This window comes from Massilia yuzhufengensis, from assembly GCF_900112225.1.
In the GTDB taxonomy this organism is placed as follows: Bacteria; Pseudomonadota; Gammaproteobacteria; order Burkholderiales; family Burkholderiaceae_D; genus Telluria; species Telluria yuzhufengensis.
Map to the genome: position 1 here is coordinate 28,402 of NZ_FOLD01000033.1, position 18,327 is coordinate 46,728.

An 18,327-nucleotide genomic window follows, 5' to 3' on the forward strand; every position below is an offset into this window, starting at 1 on the left:
CGTCAACCTGCGCGCCGGCGAGCGGGTGCGGCGCAGCAGCGAAGGCGCCATCCATGTACAGAACGTGAATTCCTATCACCGCCGCCTGCGCGACTGGGTGGCGCGCTTCCACGGCGTCGCCTCGCGCTACCTGCCCAATTACCTGGGCTGGCGCAGGGCGCTCGACGGCCGGCGCGTCACGTCTGCCGAGCGATTGCTGCGCCTGGCAATCAAACCCATCCATAGCGAAAGGTGACAGCGCCTACGACAACGCCACCCGACGGTGGCGTGGCTGGCTTACCAGGTGAAGTCGTCCGGAATCTGGAATTCCGCATACGGATCGTCCGCATCGGGCTCGTTACTGGTCTGTTTGACCTGGATCACGCTGGCCGGATCGCGTTCGGCGATCTTTTCGCCGATCACCTTCGGCACCAGTTCATAGTTCCCGTTCAGGAACACGATGACGAGGCGGCCCGCCACCAGGTGGCGCTGCACCTGTTCCGACACATAGATGCGCTCGATCTTGGTGCCGTGCGTGAAGTTGTAGGCGATATCGCCCTTGCCGCGCTGCTGGCGGTTGACCTGCACCAGCTGGGCGATCTGGGCCTTGACCGCCTTCTGGGCGGCGGCGGCGTCGCGCTGGGCATTGAGTTCGCGCGCCCGCTCGGCATTCTTGCGCTGCAGCTCCAGGGCCGCTTCGCGCGACTCGTTGACCGACTCGGTCCCGGTGCGGCGCTCGATCTTCTTCTGCTTGCTTAGGTCCTGGTTGACCTTCTGGACCTTTTTCTTGTCCACCAGGCCGGCTTTCATCAACTGCTCCTGCAGCGAAACCATGGTTCTGCTCCTTGCTGAGGCTGGCGGCACGGTGCCGGCCAGCGCGAAGCCGCTAGCATAGCAAACCGCGCCGCATCCGGGCTGCCGCCCTCTGGCGTGGCGCCTTTGCAACGGCATCGGCATTTCCTTGTCACACTCTCCAGTAATCCTTTATCCACCTGACATGGAATCACGTGCGCCCGTGGACAGGAATGGATGAGTCGGACATAGTGGGGACCCCATTTCCCGACCGCCCCTTCGACCATGCTTGATACCCGGAATCCCGCACCGACCGAACACGGCAGCATGTCGCGCCAGGCCGCCGCCGCCGACACGACCGCTCCTGTATTGACGTCCTGGCCGCAGGATGGGCAAGGCGCGGAGGCGCCGCTGGTATTTGTCTTCAGCGAAGCCATCAAGCTGGGCGCCGGCACCATTACGCTGCGCCCCAACAGCGGCGGCTCCGCCTATACCGAAACCCTGCTGGGCAGCCCGTATGTGACGGTGTCGGGCAATACCATCAGCTTCGACCCGCCGCAGCGGCTCGCCTACGCCACCAGCTATTCCATCGAGATCAGCCCCAACGCGGTGACCGACCTGGCCGGCAACCCGGCCAACTCCGGCGGCCAGCTGTACGCCTACTTCACGTCCGGCCTGAGCCCGGTGGCCCTGCACCTGACCGGCACCAGCGGCGCCGATACCTTCCACGGCAGCGACCTGGCCGACACCATGGACGGGCTGGGCGGCGATGACACGCTCAATGGCTATGGCGGCGACGACATCCTGAACGGCGGCGACGAACCCGTCCAGCAGTACTACACCCCCGGCGACCGCATCAACGGCGGCGCCGGCAACGACACTCTTCACGGCAATGGCGGCAACGACTGGCTGTGGGGCGGCGACGGCAACGACCGCATCTACGGCGACGCCGACAACGACAACCTCCATGGCGAGGCGGGCGACGACCTGCTCGACGGCGGGGCCGGCAACGATTCGCTCAACGGCGGCAGCGGCGCCAACACCCTGATCGGCGGCGAGGGCGACGACAGCCTGAGCGCGGACAGCGGCAGCAGCGGCCTGCTCGATGGCGGCAACGGCAACGACCGCCTGAGCGGCGACGGCGGCGTCGACTACGACGGCGGCGCCGGCAACGACGAGATCACGCTGCGGCTCTCGTCGGTGGACGGGCGCGCCGCCACCGTGCGCGGCGGCGACGGCGCCGACATCATCCGCTTCTCCCAGCATTCGTTCGCGCAGGCGGCGGCCACGATCTCGGGCGGCGCCGGCGTCGATACCTTTGCCTTCGAATCCTTCGGGCTGGGCGGCAAGGTGGCGCTGACCATCACCGATTTCGCGCCCGGCGCGGGCGGCGACGTGCTCGACCTGCTGGCGCTGTACGTCATCCAGGGCGTCGGCAATCCCTTCGACCGCGGCCAGCTGCGCCTGCTGGCGTCCGGCGCCGACACCCTGCTCCAGGTGCGCGACAGCGCCGACCCGGCGCTCTACATCACGCTGGTGAGTCTAGCCAAGGTGCAGCCGGCCCAGCTCACCAGCGCCAACTTCACCGGCGGCATCGACCCGCTGGGCGGCAACACCGGCCTCACCCTCACCGGCACCAATAGCGCCGACACGCTGCGCGGCATGCTGCTCGACGATACCCTGCTGGGGCTGGACGGCGCCGATAGCCTGTACGGCGAAGGCGGCAATGACCTGCTCGACGGCGGCGCCGGCGACGACACGCTGGACGGCGGCAGCGGCGACAACACGCTGCGCGGCGGCGACGGCAACGACATCCTCCGTTCCACGTCGACCGGCACCAGCGTGCTCGACGGCGGGCTGGGCAACGACCGCATCAGCGGCGGCGCCGGCAACGACACGCTGCGCGGCGGCGCCGGCAACGACGAGCTGAGCTTCGAATCCTACGGCGGCGCCGCGCGCACCGTGAGCCTGGCGGGCGACGACGGCGCCGATATCCTGCGCTTCGGCTATGGCTACGGCCAGGTGACGGTGCTGGCCTCGGGCGGGGCCGGCGACGACAGCTTCGTCGTCAACGACTACAACAACCTGACCATCACCGACTTCGCCGCCGGCGACAAGCTCGACCTGCGCAACCTGATCGCCGACCGCAACATCAGCGGCAACCCGTTCGGCGCGCTCGGCTACATGAAGGCGGTGCAGGAAGGCAGCCAGGTGCGCATCTACGTCGACGCCGACGGCGCCGCCGGCGCCAATGCCGCCTGGCGCCTGGCCATCGCGCTCGACAACACCGTGCTCGCGGCGCTGACCAGCGCCTCGTTCGCCGGCGGCTTCGACCCGACCGGCTCGACCCAGGGCCTGAACCTCACCGGCACCCCGGGCAACGACATCCTCAACGGCGAAGCGCTGAACGACACCATCAACGGCGGCGACGGCAACGACACCATCGACGGCGGCGGCGGCGACGACCAGCTGTACGGCGGCGACGAAAGCGTGATCGGCGGCGGCGACCGCATCAGCGGAGGCGCCGGCGACGACATGCTGCGCGGCGGCACCGGCAGCGACTACCTCGATGGCGGCCTGGGCAACGACCTGCTGTTCGGCGACGCCGGCGACGACCAGCTCACCGGCGGCGCCGGCAACGACCGCCTCGAAGGCGGCGACGGCCGCGACAACCTGAGCGACAACGAAGGCAGCGACTACCTGAGCGGCGGCGCCGGCGACGACGTCCTCAACAGCAGCTGGTCCTACCAGGACGTCGCCGCCGCGACCACGCTCGACGGCGGCGCCGGCAACGACAGCATGAACGCCGGCCTGCCGGTGCGCACCGTGCTGGGCGGCGCCGGCAACGATGAACTGACCATCGACGCCATCTCCACCCCGGCCAACACGGCCGCCATGACGGTCGACATGGGCGAAGGCAACGACAAGGTCCGCATCAACAACCAGTACAGCGACGCGCGCGCGGTCCGCATCACCGGCGGCGCCGGTAGCGACACTTACACCTTCAACAGCGGCGAGCGCTGGCCGCTGGTCACCATCACCGACTTCCAGGGCGGCGCCGGCGGCGACGTGCTGGAGCTGTTCTCGTTCTCGTACAGCCTCCTGCCCGGCAACCCGTTCGGCGCCGCCGGCCATGCGCGCCTGGTGCAGGACGGCAGCCGGGTGCTGTTCCAGTTCGACGTCGACGGCGCCGCCGGGCCCAAGGACATGGCGACCCGCATCGTGTTCGAGAACATGAGCGTGGCCAGCTTCACCGCCGACAACTTCACCGACGGCGCCCGCCCCGACGGCGCCGCCACTGGCCTGACCCTGGCCGGCACCCCCGGCAACGATACCCTGCAGGGCGGGCGCCTGGACGACACCCTGCGCGGCAATGGCGGCAACGATATCTTGTACGGCAACGCCGGCGCCGACCTGCTGCAGGGCGAAGACGGCAACGACAACCTGTACAGCGGCGACGGCGCCGACCGCCTCGAAGGCGGCGCCGGCGCCGACTACCTGGACGGCGAGGACGGCGACGACGAGCTGCTGGGCGGCGCCGGCAACGACATCCTGTCCGACAGCCGTGGCAATAACATCCTGCGCGGCGGCGACGGCGACGACAGCATCGACAGCTCGTCCAACGGCCGCAACCAGCTGTTCGGCGAGGCCGGCAACGACCTGCTCACCTCCACCCGCGGCAACAATGTGCTCGACGGCGGCACGGGCGACGACCGCCTGGTGGTCAGCGGCGCCTGGTACGACGACGCCGCCCGCAACGTCGAAGCACGCGGGGGCGAAGGCCGGGACACCCTGGTCACCCTGTTCGGCAGCGAAGGGGCGGCGTCGACCGTGCTGCTGACCGGCGGCAGCGGCGCCGACGTGTTCGCGCCGGCCTCGGTCTCGTATGCGTCGAGCGTGACCGTGACCGACTTCGCCACCGGCGCCGGCGGCGACCTGCTCGACATCGCCGCCATCGCCGTGCCGACCGCCGGCAATCCCTTCGCCGCCGACGGCACCGTGCGGCTGGTGCAGCGCGGCGCCGACACCGTCGTGCAGGCGCGCGACAGCACCCTCGAATCGGCCATCTGGCAGGATGCGCTGGTGCTGCGCAACGTCAGCAAGGACGTATTGGGGCCGCAGCATTTCCTGCACGGCTTCAATCCCAATGGATCGAGCACCGGGCTGGCGCTTGCCGGCAGCACCGGCGCCGACATGCTCTCGGGCGGCTGGCTCGACGACACGCTCAATGGGGGCGGCGGCAACGACATCCTGACCGGCTCGATGGGCAACGACCGCCTCAACGGCGGCGACGGCGACGACATCCTCGACGGCGACAAGTCCGACCTCCTGCCCGGCGCACGCAACGGCGGCTCCTGGCAGGCCACGCGCACCGGCGACGACATCCTCGATGGCGGCGCCGGCAACGACACCCTGGTCAGCGCCATGGGCAGCGACACCCTGCTGGGCGGCGCCGGCAACGACCTGCTGTCGCTCGCAGCGCGCGTCTGGTACGCGCAGGGCCAGACAATCGACCGGGTGGTGCTCGACGGCGGCGACGGCAACGACCGCATCCAGGTGCTCAACAGCGTCGTGCCGTCCACCGTCGTGACCATGAGCGGCGGCGCCGGCACCGACAGCTTCGAACTGGCCGTGGCCTACGCAGGCGCCTGGACCATCACCGACTTCCAGGCCGGCGCGGGCGGCGATGTGCTCGACGTGTTCTCCTCGCTGGGCTGGACCCGCCAGTCGCCGTTTGCCAATGGCAACCTGCGCTTCGAGCAGCGCGGCGCCGACACCGTGCTCCAGTACGACGTAGACGGCCCCGGCAGTACCATGGCCTTCGCCGACGTGCTCACGCTCAAGAACGTGGACAAGTCCGCGCTCACCGCCGACAACATGCGCTACGGCTATGCGCCCGACGGCACGCCGCTGGCACTGGGCCCGGTGGTCCAGGGCGGCTCTGGCAACGACCGCCTGCAGGGTGACGCCGCCTCCAACCAGCTGCAAGGCGGGGCCGGCAACGACGTGCTCATCGGCGGTGGCGGCAACGATTTCCTGCATGGGGGCGACGGCGCCGACAGCGCCGTCTTCGGCAGCAAGCGCGACCAGTACGAGGTGCGCGACTGGCAGTCCGGCGAAGTGTGGGTGTCCGACCTGCGCGCCGGCCTGCACGACGGCAAGGACCGCCTGCTGCAGGTCGAGCGCCTGGTCTTCGCCGACGTCGCGCTGGCGCTCGACACCGGCTTCGACGAAACCGCAGGCCAGGCCTACCGCATCTACCGCGCCGCTTTCGACCGCGCGCCGGACCAGGCCGGGCTGGGCTTCTGGATCGCCATGATGGACGGCGGCACCCTGCTGCGCGACATCGCCGGCGGCTTCGTGCGCTCGCAGGAATTCACCGCACTGTACGGCGCCGCGCCGACCAACGCCGAGATCGTGACCCGGATGTACCGCAACATCCTCGACCGCGACCCGGAACAGGCCGGCTACGACTACTGGCTCAATGCCCTCGACAAGAAAGTCGTCGCGTTGCCGGAAATGCTGGCGATGTTCAGCGAGAGCAACGAGAACCGCTGGGCGGTGGCGGAACTCATCGCCAACGGCGTGGCCTACCAACCCTTCGGCGGATAAGGCCGGCACTTCGGCACTTCGCACTTCGGGGTCAGGTCTGACATTTGGACACGGCCCCGACCGTAGGCCATATCGCCGCAGCCAGACCGCTGCGATCTCAATACGGCCCCCTTCGGGGTCAGGTCTGACATTTGGACACGGCCTCAACCATAGGCCCGTATTGCGCCAGCTGATCGATCCGACCTCATGATCTGCATCAAGGGCCGGCGGTCTTTCCATGCGGCCGGAACCGGCACTACCGGAACCGGCACTACTGCAGAGCACGTGTCCAAATGTCAGACCTGACCCCCAAGTTGGGTGTTGCGGCCTCAACCATAGGCCCGTATTGCGCCAGCTGATCGATCCGACCTCATGATCTGCATCAAGGGCCGGCGGTCTTTCCATGCGGCCGGAACCGGCACTACTGCAGAGCACGTGTCCAAATGTCAGACCTGACCCCGAAGTTCGAAGTTGGGGGTTGTAGGGGCCTCACATATTTCGCCACGACATCGCATTTCACCGCATAATTGCTGTCACTACAGCAACCTCATCCTGCGATGTCCTGTCGTTCTGCGCCTTCCCTTCCCTGCTTGCTTGCGGCGCCATGACGGTGAAGGCGCCGTCGCGGGTGTCGCGCTTGTACGAAGTCATGGACCTGATGCTGGACTCGGTTGGCGATCCGCTGGCGCTGGACGGGCTGGCGGCGTCGGCCAGTTATTCGAGCTTCCACTTCGACCGCATCTTCCGTGAACTGACCGGCTTCTCGGCCGTCGAATACCAGCGAAAGCGGCGCCTGCGGCGCGCTGCCCACCAGCTGCGCCACGAGCCCGACGTCCCCATCGTGCGTATCGCCCAGGATTGCGGCTTCCCGTCCAACGCGGCGTTTGCGAAAGCCTTCAAGCAGCAGTTCGCGATGTCGGCCAAGGCCTGGCGCGAAGGGGGCTGGCGCGCCTACATGGACCAGCAGGTGGGGCGCGAGAGCGATGTCAGTTTCTTTGTCGCCGAACCGGGCAACCTGGACGTCATCCTGGCGCCCTACTGTCCGCCCGAGCCGGGCAGCATCGCGGCCCGCATCGCGCTGCGCAACCTGCCGGCGGTGACACTGCGCTACCAGCGCTTCTTCGGACAGTCGGGCGCGGCGCTGTCGATCGCCTGCAACACCTTCATTTGCGAGCGCGAGCGGCTGGACGGCATTGCCCACGGCGCGCCGTGGTACGGGGTGTTCGACGAAGATCCAGGCTTTACCGGCGAGAGCGAATACTGCTACGACTTCGGCCATACCGGCGAGGCGTCGGACGGCAGCCTGGGCATGCGCGTGCTGCCGGCCGGCACCTACGCCTGCCTCGACTTCCGCCACGAGTGGCCGCGCTTTCGCTCGATGTACGAAGACTGGCTGGATCGCCAGTCGGTGTGGCGCTTCGACAGCACCCGCCCGCACATCCAGAAGGTCGAGCGCGACGAGGCCGGCCTGTGGCGCGGCGCCCTGGCGCTGCCGATCAAGAAGCGCTGAGCTTCCCATCGGCCTCGAGCCGCATGAAGCGGCTCAGCACCAGCACCGGCAGCGCGGCCAGCAGCACCCACAGGAAGAACTGGCGATAGCCCAGCGCCGCCTGGATATCGCCGCTGACCATCTTGAACAGCACGAAGCCCAGCTGCATGAAGCCGGTGCCGAGCGCGTAGTGCGCGGTCTGGTAAGGACCGCTGGCCACCACCTGCATGATGAACAGGATCACGCCGACAAAACCGAAACCGTAGCCGAACATCTCCACGCCCAGGCCCGCCGCGATGATGCCGAGCGACTCCGGCTGGGCCACGCTCAGGTACCAGAACACCGCGTTGGGCAGGTTCATCGCGATGATCAGCCAGGGCATGGCGCGCCTGAGCCCCAGCAGGGCCGTGAAGTAGCCGCCGGCGATGCTGCCGACCAAAAAGGCGATGGTGCCGGCGGTGCCGTAGACGGCGCCCACCTGGGCGGTCGTCAAGCCCAGCCCGCCGATGGCGCGCGCGTCGCGCAGGAACAGCGGGCCGATGGTCTGGATCTGGCCTTCGCCGGCGCGGAACAGGATGATGAACAGGATCGCCATCCAGATCCCGGGCTTGGCGAAGAAGGCGCGCACCACGTCCAGCAAGGTGGTGGCGGCGCCGCGCGCGCTGCCTTGCGGGCGGGCGCCGCTGCGCGCCCCCAGCGGCAGCGCCCACAGGTGATACAGGCCAAGCGCCGCCATCAGGGTGCCCAGCAGGCCGAACACGGTGGCCCAGGCCTGCGCCGGCCCCATGCGCACTTCCAGGTAGCCGGCCAGGATCACCAGAGCGCCCAGCGACAGGAACTTGGCGGCGTTGAAGAAGGCGCCCTGCCAGCCGGCATAGGCGGCCTGCTGGCGCTCGGTGAGGCTGGCGATATAGATGCCGTCGGCCGCGATGTCGTGCGTGGCAGAGGCCAGCGCCACCACCGCGAACAGCGCGATCGACACGCCGAACCAGACCGGCAGCTGCAGCGCCAGCGCCACCGCTCCCAGGGCCAGGCCGCCGGCGAGCTGGAAGCTCACCACCACGCCCTTCTTGCTGCGCGCCAGTTCGAGGAAAGGGCTCCACAAGGCCTTGAACACCCAGGCCAGCCCGAGCACGCCGGTCCAGCGCGCGATCTGCTCGTTGGGCACGCCCATCGACTTGAACATCAGGCCGGCCACCAGCGCCACCGCGTAGAACGGCAGGCCCTGGGCCAGGTAGAGCGTGGGCACCCAGGCCAGCGGGTGGCGGGTGGCGGCGGGCGGCAGGCTGCCGGTCAACTCGTTCATGGCGGTCATGGGTGATCCAGGGTCAGGGTGACGATGCGGCTGGCGCGCCCGCGGGTGTCGAAGGTCGCCAGCTTCACCCGGCCCGCCTGCGGCAGCGCTACCGGCGCATCGATGCGCGGGCTCGATACCGAAGGTGCATGGCCGTCGACAGTGTAATGCACGGCCAGCCCCGGCAGGGCGACGTTGGCATGCAGCCAGCCGTCCTTCACCACCGCGCCCGGCGGCGGCAGCCGGTAGTCCCAGGGGCGGCGCGCGCGGTCCAGGCGCGGCAGCTCGCGCTGGCCGAGGCGGTTGGCGAATTCGTTCCAGTCGTCCCGCGCCCGGGCGGCGCGCTGCCCGGCCTCCGGGATGTCCTGCCAGCCGGGGTCCGGCGCCCATGCGCGCTCGGCCAGCCCGAGCAGGCGCGGCAGCGCGAGGTAGTCGAGCCTGGCGCGCGAGCGCGCGTTCTCGCCCCACAGCTGCCCCTGCAAGCCCTTGATGCGGCCCCTGCCCTGCGCGTCCGGCGGCTGCAGCGTGGCAGCGACGGGGCGCCCCATCGGGTCCTGCGCCGCCTGCGCGCCGGCGTCGAGCGGACCGAAACCGAAGGCGCTGCGGGTCTCGACGAAGCCGGCCCAATAGTAGCCCGGCTCCTGCGGGTGCTTGGCATAGGCCAGGTCGAAGTACAGGCTGGCGGCGTTCGACAGCACCACCTGGTAGCCGGCGTTGGCCAGCCGGTAGGCGCAGTCTTCCTGGCCCGAGCCCCAGGCGGTGTTCCAGACATAGACGTGGAAATCCGGCCCGGCGAAGCGCGGGTTGGGCAGCATGCGCCCGTCCTGCTTGACCAGCGCGGTCTCGTCCCAGCCGGCGAAGGCCACGCCGTGGCGCGCCAGGATCGCGCGGCAGCGCTCGATGAAATCGTCGTGCAGCTGCTGCACGTCCCAGCCGCGCGCCTCCATCAGCGCGCGGCAGCGCGGGGAGCCGAGCCAGGCCCCGGGCGGCACTTCGTCGCCCCCCGTGTGGATCACCCGCAGCGGCACGCCGGCCGCGCGGTACAGCATGCACACCTCGCCCACCACGGTGTCGATGAAGCGGTCGACCGAGGGCAACGCGATGCAGATCACGTTGTCGTGCCACAGCTGCACCGATTCGTAGCTGGAGCGGTCCTCGGGGTCGTGCAGCAGGTAGGCGCAGGCGCCGTCGGGATCGCCCGCCGCCAGCAGGCGCCGGTGGCGTTCGCGCATCGCGCTGACCGCGGCGCGTGCATGGCCCGGCATGTTGAACTCGGGGATCACCTCGATATGGCGTGCATGCGCGTGGCGCAGGATGGTGATGAAGTCCGCCGCCGTATAACAACCGCTGCCGGCGGATGCGTCGATATCGGCGCCCGAGCCGTAGGAAGGCGGCAGGCTCGCGCTGCCGTCCGGCGCCACGCCGCGGCGCGCGCCGACGCCGGTGAGCTCGGGCAGCGCCCCGATCGCCAGGCGCCAGCCTTCGTCGTCGGTCAGGTGGAAATGGAAGCGGTTGAGCTTGTAGCTGGCCATGCAGTCGAGCAGGCGCAGCACCGTGTTGACACCGGCAAAGTGGCGCGCCACGTCGAGCATCATGCCGCGGTAGCCGAAGCGCGGCGCGTCGCGTACCACCCCGGTGGGCAGTTCGCCGAACGGGGACAGCAACTGGGCCAGGCTCTGGATGGCGTTGAACACGCCGTGGGGACTGGCGCCGCGGATGCGTACCCGGCCCGGCTCGATGTCGAGCAGGTAGGCTTCCTCGCCTGCCATGCCCTCCACCGCCCCGAGCTCGAGGACCAGGTCGGCGGTCCCGCCGGGCACCATGCCGGGTAAAGGACCCAGCAGGGAAGCCAGCAGCGAGGCCTCGTTCCACAGCGCGCCTTCGTAGCGCAGCGGCGCATGGCGCGACAGCAGGCAGCGGCGGCCATCGAAATGCGCCGACACCGGACGCGGGGTGATGCGGCCGACGGCCTCGATCGGCAGCAGCGCCAGCGCTGCGTTCTGCTCGAAGCGCCAGGCCGCGTCGGCGGTCGGCAGGCGGTCGCCGCGCATGCGGTGGCGCTGCTCGGGCCGGGTGAAGGGCGCGATCTCCGGGTCGCCCAGGTCGACGGCCGGCCCGCCGTCGCCCGGCAGCAGGTAGAAGCCCAGCGGCGCATCGGTGATGCTGATGGCCCAGTGCAGGGCTTCGTACTCCACCGTGTGGCTGGTCCCCGGCAGCCACGGCCCGCCACCCGGCATGGCCAGGCAAAACAGGTCGCCGTTCAGGTGCGCGATCGTGTAGCCCGGGCTGACCGTATCGGCCAGCACCTTGCGGCAGGTATTGAAGCACAGCGCCCAGCCGGGCGCGATCGCTTGCGCGGTATCGTTGCGCAGCACGAGGCGCGCGCTGAACGCGTCGTCGCGCGTGTAGTTGCTCAGGCATTCCCAGGCGATGGCGATCGCCGGGCCGCCGCGAGGCTGGTCCGCAGTAGAAATCATGTGTGGGTTCCGCAGCCGGCGGGCATGCTGCACTGGCCGTGCAGCATGCCCGCCGTATCGTTGCTCAGAGCTTGCCGCGCAGGCCGATGTAGAAGGTACGGCCGTTCGAATAGAACGCGCGCGGGCGGTCCTCGTTTTCGGCGTACATCTTGATCGTCTCGTTGGTGAGGTTCAGCGCATCGAAGGTCAGGGTCAGCTGCTCGGTGAGCTTGACATTGAGCGAGGCCGCCAGCGACGGCATGCTGTCCACGTGCTGGCTGGCGCCGCGATCCACGCCGGCCTTGTACTTGGAGCGGTAGTTGTAGGCCAGGCGTGCGGAGAAGCGCTCGTTCTCGAAGTAGCCGGTGACGTTCCAGGTGTTCTTCGAGGAGTTCAGCAGCTCGCCGCCGTCATCGAGTTCGCCGTCGGCATGGGTGTAGTTCACCAGGGTGCCGAAGTTGTTCCAGAGCGGCTGCTGCCAGCTCAGTTCCACGCCCTTGTTGCTGCCGGTAGTGTTGAAGGGCGACGTGATCTGGTAAGCCGTCTGCGTACCGCGCTTGTTATTGTAGTAGGTGCCGGTCGAGGTGCCCTGGGCCACGATCGAGCGGAAGTCCATGTAGAAGAAGCCGGCCGACAGCAGCGCCTTGGGCGCGTAGTACCACTCCATGCCGAGGTCGAAGTTGGTGGCGCGTACCGGCTCGAGGTTGACGTTGCCGCCGCTGCCGCTCAGGGCGTCGTCGTTGAGCGAGACCGAGCCGCCCAGCGCGGAATAGTCCGGACGCGCGATGGTCTTGGCCAGCGCCGTGCGCAGCACGAAGTCAGGCGTCACCTCGTACTTCAGGTTGGCGCTTGGCAGGTAGTCGCGGTAGCTGCGCTTGAAGCTGGTCGGGGTGTACGGGCCGAAGGCCGAACCGGTGATGGCGTTGGGGCCGCCCGGCAGGTTGACCACCGTGTGCTGGCGCGTCTCGACCGCGCGCAGGCCGATGTTGCCGCTCCAGTTGTCGCCGCCGAAGTCCGCCATCGCGTACAGCGCCGCGGTCTTCTCGCCGACCTGGAATTCGTCCATCCAGTTGTGGCGCACCACGTAGTCGAGCAGGCGGTTGCCCGGGGTCGCGCCCCACACGCCCAGCGCCGCGCCGTCGTACTTGAAGTAGTTCGACGCCAGGTTGCCACCGAGGTTGTTGGCGAAGTCGGACGGGTACATTTGCCCGTTCCACGCAGGGCCCGGGGCGCTGAAGCCGTTCGGGCCCGGGCGGGTTTCGAGCGGGTGCTCGGCGCTGCGGTGGTGGTCGGTCCAGCGCGCGCCGAAACGGATCGCCTGCACGCTGGAATCCTGCATGCGCCACTCGCCGTCGACCTGCGCGTATTTTTCCTGATCGACCGACTGCGCTTCGCCGCCGCCGGCCCAGGCGGTGCTGCCGGGCGAGGTGGTGTTCCCGCCCGGGTAGCTGACGCTGGCCGGCGCCAGGCCGTTCAGGGCATAGACCATGCCGCCGTCGACGTTGTTCTGGTAGAAGACGTCGTCGCGGTCCCAGCCCACGCCGTGGGTCTTGCCGACCTTGCCGGACAGGGTGAGGCGGTCGCTGACGCGGGTCTTGCCGTTCAGGTCGAGATACCAGGATTCGCCGCCGGCATCGGGGCGGTAGATGTTGTCCACTTCGCCCGCGTTGCGGGTGAAGCCGGCGCCCACCAGGGTGCCGTTGCGCACCACCGGGTTTTGCGGGATCAGGTTCAGGCTGTTGATCGAGTTGGCCGGCGCGGCCAGCCAGTTGGTGTTCAGGTGCGGCGCTTCCAGCTTGGAATAAAAGCCGTTCAGGTCGATGCTGGTGCCGCGCTGCGGACGCAGCTCGAGGTCGAAGGCCCCGCCGGTACGCTTCTTGGTCTGCTCGAACAGGCTGGCGCCGATGAAGGTCGGCAGCACCACGCCGCGCAGCGCCGGATTGGCGATCGCCGCCGCGCTGGTCGGGCTGATCGGGGTGTAGCCGAGGATCTCCTGGCCGTCGCGGCGCACCGTGGCTTTTTCGGAGAAGGCCTGCACCAGGAAGCCGGCGGTGCTGGCGTCGTTCTTCCAGCCCACCAGGCCCGACAGGTGCGGCTCGGCCTTGTCGGACAGGTCGTTGTAGTTGGCCTGCACCGAGCCCTCCACCGTCAGCTGCTTGCGGAAATCGAGCGGACGGCGGGTGATGACGTTGATGGCACCGGAGACGCCGCCCTCCACCAGGTCGGCGGTCGGGCTTTTCTGTACCACGATCGAGCCCACCAGTTCGGACGGCAGCAGCGAGAAGCTGCTCGAGCGGCCGACGTTGCCGCCGATCTGGTTCAACAGGAACCAGTCGCCGGTGCTGATGGCGTGGCCGTTGAACAGGGTCTGCTGCAGGCTCGGGCTGGTGCCGCGCAGGCTGACGCGGTCGTTCTCGCCAAAGCCGCCCTCGCCGCCGGCGGAGGACTGGGTATTCACGCCCGGCAGGCGCTGGATCGCATCGGCCACGTTCTTGTCCGGCATCTTGCCGATGTCTTCGGCCGTCACCACCTCGGTCACCGCGTCGGCGCTGCGCTTCTGGCGCAGCGACTGTTCCAGCGCCGCCCGCACGCCGGTCACGACCACGGTCTGGGGTTCGCCGCTATCTGTTGCCGGCTGCGCGTCCTGGGCCTGGGCCTGGGCCGCGATGCCCATCACGAAGACCGTTACCGCGGCCGCGATCGCGGTGCGCCTGGTGTGCTGCCGTGCCATCATTTCGTTCATGTTGTCTCCCAAAACAGTATGGTGATTCCGCGTCTGGCCGGAACCGCTTTCTTCACTTCAGCCTTCCGGTCGCGAGTGGGTGTGGACGTTCGGGCGTCTCTGGTGTGGGAGGCATTGTGTCGTTATCTTTTGGGCCATGTTTGTCAAATCTTGCTATGCGCAACAAAATTACACGACGTGTGTGACAGCTAAGTGTCATTGGGAGGGGCGGTGCAGGGCGTTGCGGACGCAAGCACCGTGAAGGGAATGTGGACGGGGCTCCTTGCGAGCCCCGTCGGAAAACGCTAGGCCGCCGCCGCCAAGGGCACGCGCGCCAGCGCGGCCTTCAGCGCCGCGAAGCAGGCCGGGTCGAGCGCGCTGCCCACCGTTTTTTCCATCATCGCCAGCGCCTGCGGGACCGGGATCGCGCCCCGGTACGGGCGCTCGGCCGTGATCGCGTCGAAGATGTCGGCGGTGGTGATGATGCGGGTCTCGATATTGATCGCACTACCGCTCAGGCCGCGCGGATAGCCGGTGCCGTCGAGGCGCTCGTGGTGGGCGCCGGCGATGTGCGCCAGTTCCGCGAACGCATTGATACGCCCCAGGATGGTTTCGGTGTAGGCCGCATGCAGCCGCACCGCATCCCACTCCTCGCGGTCGAGCGAGCCCGCCTTGTCCAGCACGCTGTTGCTGACACCGAGCTTGCCGACGTCGTGCAGCAGCGCACCGCGCTTGAGCCAGCGGCGCCGCTGCGGGCTCAGGCCGAGCGCTTCCGCGATCATGTCGGTGTACAGCGCCACGCGCGCGCTGTGGCCGCTGGTGTAGGGGCTCTTGGCGTCGACCACCTGGCCGAACGCGGCCGCGATGTCATCCAGGTAATCGTCGTCCAGCGCCACGTCGCCGCCGGCCGGCTCCAGCGCCAGCACGGCCTGGTCGACGTCGGGCGAGGCCAGCACGCGCCAGAATTCCGGCGCCGCCGCCACTTCCTCGAAGGCGCGCACCAGGCCCGGGTCGAACCAGCTGCCGGCGCGGGCGCGCGCTTCGCGCAGCGCGCTGGCGCTGCCCGCGGCGGTGTGGAACACATCGATCACCTGGGCCAGCAGCGCGATGCGCGCATACATGGGAATCGCTTCGCCCGCCAGCTGCGCCGGCTTGCCCTGGCCATTGAAATGCTCGTCGAGCGAATAGATGCCGGCGGCGACGCCGTCGGAAAAGCGCAGCAGGCGCGCGATCTCGGCGCCGCGCTGGCAGCGCGTGGCAATCAGGTCCTGCGCAATCGCCGGGCCGTCGCGCAGGATCGTCATCACGCTGCGGAAGCGTTCGGCCAGCCCGGCTTTCAGGCCGGTGTGGGTCAGCACGAAGGACAGCACCTGCGGCAGGCTGTCGCCGACGGTCTTGAAGTCGCGCTTGAACTGCAGGTCGTCGGTGAGGTACAGCTCGCAGATGCGGGCGGCATTGCTGCTGCAGCCGAGGTCCTTGAGCAGCAGGGTGTAATACAGCTCCCACAGCTGTTCCTGCGGCAGGCCGGCGGCGCGGCCGATATGCATGCCGATCCAGCAGCAGCGCACGCAGTGCCCGGCCGGCTGGCCTTCGGTGATGTCGAGCGCGTAGCTGAGGGCGCCGATGAGTTCGGAGAGCTTCATGGCGGTCGGCGCGCGCACTTCGGCCGGAACGGCAAGGTCCATGGCATTAATTCCTATCGGCAATTTAAATTTATTCTACGCCATGTGAATAGGCTTGCCATCAAAAATTGCCGGTTTTGCCGGCCGCGCGGCATCCACGCCACAGTGGCCGCCGCGCCCGGTCATCCGCAACCAGCCAGCGCACGGAAATGGCGCTGTAAACGGGAACACCAGCCCGAAGGCTGGTGCTGGGAGGAACTACCGGAAGGTCCGGATTGCGTGGATCAGTAGCCGCGGCCGGTGCCGGCCTTGTCGGTGGTGCTCGTGGTGCCGGTGGTGCCGGTGGTGCCAGTGGTGCCAGTGGTGCCAGTCGTTCCCGTGGTGCCGCTGGTTCCCGACGTACCGGTCGTACCGGTCGTGCCGCTGCGGCCGGTGGCGTCCATCGTGCCGGTGGTCCCGGTAGTGCCAGTGGTGCCGGTGGTGCCCGTGGCGCCGCTAGCCCCGCTGGTGCCCCACGAACCGGTAGCGCCGCTGCTGCCGCTGGTCGCGCTACGGGTTTCCGGCTCGCTCGATGCGCCGGTGCTGGTGCGGCCGGCTTCCATGCCCGAACCGCTGGCGCCCATCGAACCGCTGGTGCCGCTGGTGCCACTGCTGCCGCTCATGCCCGAATCGGTGGTCCCGGTGCTGCCGGTCATGCCGCTCTGGTGCGATGCAGCCGCGTCAGCGCTCTTGTGCTTCTTGCTGTGTTTCTTGTCCTGTTTCTGCGAGCTGCCGGTCGCGCTGGCCGACGAGCTGCCGCTGCTCTGGTCGTTCATGCTGCTCTGGCTGGCGCCGCTGGTGGTCGCGGTGGCGCCGGTCTGGCCGGCAGCGGTAGTCGATTGCGCATGGACGGTCGTCGCGCCGAACACGGCTGCGGCGACGGAGGCGCCGAGCAGGCCTTTCAGTAGCTTGTTCATCTTCATGTCGATCTCCTATTTGTCTTCAGGGCTGAAAGCTCAACAATATCAATAAGATATTGATTAGGGGTCCGAGTGTAGAGAGGCCGGATGGAGGGAGGCGCACGGTAGCCTCCCGGAAAAGAAACCGCTGGTTTCAAGGTGGTGTTGCAAGGGCGGTTGCGGCGGCGGGCGCTGTCGTCGCGGACGGCACCTGCGCCGCCTGCGCCGACAGCGTCCCGAGCCGGGTATACAGCGCCAGCACATTGCTCTTGTCATCCGGGTAGACCCGGTTGGACAGGAAGACATAGAAGGTACGCGACTGCGGATCGACCCACAGGATGCAGCCGGTGAACCCCGTATGTCCGTAGGAGCCGACCGGGAACACGCTGCCGCGCGGCCGCTGCGCATAGGGCGAATCGATGTCCATGCCCATGCCGCGCATGGCCAGGCCGGGCGGCGTCTGCACGCTGGTGAGCAGGCGCACGCTGTCCTTCGACAGCACCCGCGTGCCTTCCAGCGTCCCCTCGCCCACCAGCATGCGCGCAAAGCGCGCCACGTCGCGCGCGGTGGTGAACACCCCGGCGGAACCGGCCACCCCGCCCATCCGGCGCACGGTCGGGTCATGCACCACGCCCTGCAGCAGCTGGCCGGGCGCCAGGTCGCCGTGCAGCGCGGCGTCGCCTTCTACCCCTGGTGCGCGCTGGGTCGGCGCGATGGCGCCCGCGGGCCGGCGCGCCAGCGGCAGGTAGCCGGTATCGCGCATGCCGAGCAGCCGGAAGAGTCGCTCCTGCGCGAAGCGTTCGAGTGGCATGCCGGAGGCCCGCTCGACCAGGAGCCCGAGCAGGATGTAGTTGATGTCCGAATAGCGGAAGAAGCTGCCCGGCGTGTGCGTCAGGGTTTGCGAACACGCGAGCGTTAAGGCCGCCGCGCCGCCCTGCCAGCCTGGCCTGGCCGGCAACCCGGCCGGCAGCCCGGAGGTATGGGTCAGCAGCTGGCGCACCGTGATCGCCTCCTTGCCGCCGTTCGCGCATTCGGGGAAGTAGCGCACCAGCGGCGCGTCAAGCAGCAGTTTGCCGTCTTCCGCCAGCAGCAATACCGAGGGCGCCGTGGCCAGCACCTTGGTCAGCGAAGCGGCGTCGAAGACGGTGTCCGGCGTCACCTTGGCGGAACCCGGCTCGTAGGTAAACTGGCCGAAGGCCTGTTCGTACACGACGCCGCTGCGCTCGAGCCGGTAGACCGCGCCGGGCAGCTTGCGCGCCGCGATGTCGGCGGCGATGGCGTGGTCGACATCCCGCAGCCGCGCGCTGTCGAAGGGTGCCCTGGCGTCCATCGCGGGCAGGCTAGCGCAGCCGGCCAGCAAGGCGGCGCAGAAGGTGGCAAGGACGGTGGCGCGGCGGCATGGGGATGGGGTCATGGGCAGGATGGAATCAGACAGGCGACCCG

Annotated in this window: 9 protein-coding genes, 1 tRNA gene and 1 pseudogene; 3 read left to right on the forward strand and 8 right to left on the reverse strand. The window is 68.8% G+C overall.

Going from position 1 to position 18,327, the window contains the following annotated elements; translation table 11 throughout:
• Positions 1–235: pseudogene (locus tag BM031_RS21075) on the forward strand (IS1595 family transposase); the annotation flags it as partial.
• 41 nt (positions 236–276) lie between these two features.
• Here BM031_RS21075 and BM031_RS21080 read toward each other — a convergent pair.
• Positions 277–813 carry a DUF2058 domain-containing protein gene (locus tag BM031_RS21080; protein ID WP_091876523.1) on the reverse strand — a complete coding sequence of 179 codons (537 nt, stop codon included), beginning with the start codon at positions 811–813 and terminating at the stop codon, positions 277–279.
• Between the two features lie 243 nt (positions 814–1,056).
• Between BM031_RS21080 and BM031_RS26320 the strand changes: the two genes are divergently transcribed.
• The gene (locus tag BM031_RS26320; RefSeq protein WP_091876524.1) at positions 1,057–6,384 is read left to right on the forward strand and encodes a DUF4214 domain-containing protein; all 5,328 of its coding nucleotides are present in this window, start codon (positions 1,057–1,059) and stop codon (positions 6,382–6,384) included.
• Positions 6,385–7,052: 668 nt separating this feature from the next.
• On the opposite strand, the gene BM031_RS25675 is transcribed toward BM031_RS26320, so the two are convergent.
• Positions 7,053–7,193, reverse strand: a tRNA-OTHER gene (locus BM031_RS25675).
• A gap of 11 nt (positions 7,194–7,204) precedes the next feature.
• Between BM031_RS25675 and BM031_RS21090 the strand changes: the two genes are divergently transcribed.
• Entirely contained in the window at positions 7,205–7,873 is a 669-nt protein-coding gene (locus BM031_RS21090) for an AraC family transcriptional regulator (RefSeq protein WP_177207849.1), read from the forward strand.
• Here BM031_RS21090 and BM031_RS21095 read toward each other — a convergent pair.
• The 6 genes from BM031_RS21095 to BM031_RS21120 all read right to left on the reverse strand — a co-directional run bounded on the left by BM031_RS21095 (position 7,860) and on the right by BM031_RS21120 (position 18,298).
• Positions 7,860–9,167 (reverse strand): MFS transporter, encoded by a 1,308-nt coding sequence (locus tag BM031_RS21095; RefSeq protein ID WP_091876526.1) that lies wholly within the window; start codon positions 9,165–9,167, stop codon positions 7,860–7,862. The genes BM031_RS21090 and BM031_RS21095 overlap by 14 nt on opposite strands.
• Positions 9,164–11,623: a family 20 glycosylhydrolase gene (locus BM031_RS21100; RefSeq protein ID WP_091876527.1), complete on the reverse strand. Its 2,460-nt coding sequence runs from the start codon at positions 11,621–11,623 to the stop codon at positions 9,164–9,166. Before BM031_RS21100 ends, BM031_RS21095 begins: the two co-directional genes overlap by 4 nt.
• A 64-nt stretch (positions 11,624–11,687) precedes the next feature.
• Positions 11,688–14,345, reverse strand: a complete 2,658-nt coding sequence (locus BM031_RS21105; protein ID WP_229409099.1) for a TonB-dependent receptor — start codon at positions 14,343–14,345, stop codon at positions 11,688–11,690.
• 284 nt (positions 14,346–14,629) lie between these two features.
• Positions 14,630–16,009, reverse strand: a complete 1,380-nt coding sequence (locus BM031_RS21110; RefSeq protein ID WP_091876528.1) for an HD-GYP domain-containing protein — start codon at positions 16,007–16,009, stop codon at positions 14,630–14,632.
• 221 nt (positions 16,010–16,230) lie between these two features.
• Complete coding sequence (locus tag BM031_RS21115; RefSeq protein WP_091876529.1) at positions 16,231–16,908, reverse strand: hypothetical protein; 678 nt, start codon at positions 16,906–16,908, stop codon at positions 16,231–16,233.
• A 130-nt stretch (positions 16,909–17,038) separates the two neighbouring features.
• Positions 17,039–18,298 (reverse strand): serine hydrolase domain-containing protein, encoded by a 1,260-nt coding sequence (locus BM031_RS21120; RefSeq protein ID WP_229409100.1) that lies wholly within the window; start codon positions 18,296–18,298, stop codon positions 17,039–17,041.
• Positions 18,299–18,327 lie beyond the last annotated feature (29 nt).